Below are 987 nucleotides of genomic sequence, written 5' to 3'. Positions count from 1 at the left end.
GTGAGCGATGCCATGCCGACGGCGGTAGCGGACAGCATCAAGGTGAACGAAGGGGCGACCATCACCAGCCTGGTGGGCGGCGCAACCAGCGTGAAGGCCAACGACACTGGCCTGACGGATACGCCGGTAAACGTGAGCCTGGTCTCGGGTGTGTCTCATGGCACCCTGACCCTGAATGTTGACGGGACTTTCAGTTATACCCACGACGGCAGCGAAAACTTTGCTGACAGTTTCACCTACGAAATCACCGACAACGACGGCGAAACCTCGCAGGCGACAGTGTCGATCTCCGTGACGCCGGTGAGCGATGCCACGCCGACGGCGGTAGCGGACAGTATCGAGGTAAACGAAGGTGCGACTATCACCAGTCTGGTGGGCGGCGCGACCAGCGTGAAGGCCAACGATACCGGCCTGGCGGATACGCCAGTAGAGGTCAGCCTGGTTACCAATGTGACGCATGGTTCATTGGCGTTGTACGAAGATGGCACCTTCAGTTACACCCATGATGGCAGTGAAAACTTTGCCGACAGTTTTACCTACAAAATCAAGGACAATGACGGCGAGGCCTCGCAGGCAACAGTGTCGATCATCGTGACGCCAGTGAGCGACACGACCCCAGCAGCGGTAGTGGACAGCATTGAGGTGGATGAAGGCGCCACCGTCACCAGTCTGGTGGACGGCGCAACCAACGTAAAGACCAATGACACAGGTCTGGCGGATGCGCCGGTGAAGGTCAGCCTAGTGACGAATGTGGCGTATGGTTCATTGACCTTGAACGAAAATGGCACCTTCAGTTACACCCATGATGGCAGTGAAAACTTTGCCGACAGTTTCATCTACGAGATCAAGGACAGCGACGGACAGACCTCGCAGGCGATAGTGTCGATCACCGTGAATCCGTTGAGTGACGCGGCACCGACTGCGGTAGTGGACAGCATTGAGGTGGACGAAGGCGCCACCGTCACCAGCCTGGTGGGTGGCGCAACT

Annotated in this window: 1 protein-coding gene; it reads left to right on the top strand. The window is 57.9% G+C overall.

Going from position 1 to position 987, the window contains the following annotated elements; all coding sequences use genetic code 11:
- Positions 1-987, top strand: a 987-nt coding sequence (locus AC27K1_RS21570; RefSeq protein WP_487152858.1) for an Ig-like domain-containing protein, incomplete at both ends; no start/stop codon positions are given.

It is taken from the genome of Kistimonas ophiarachnellae (assembly GCF_057552235.1).
The sequence above is the reverse complement of the archived record's forward strand: the minus strand, read 5'-3'. Positions and strand labels throughout refer to the sequence as shown.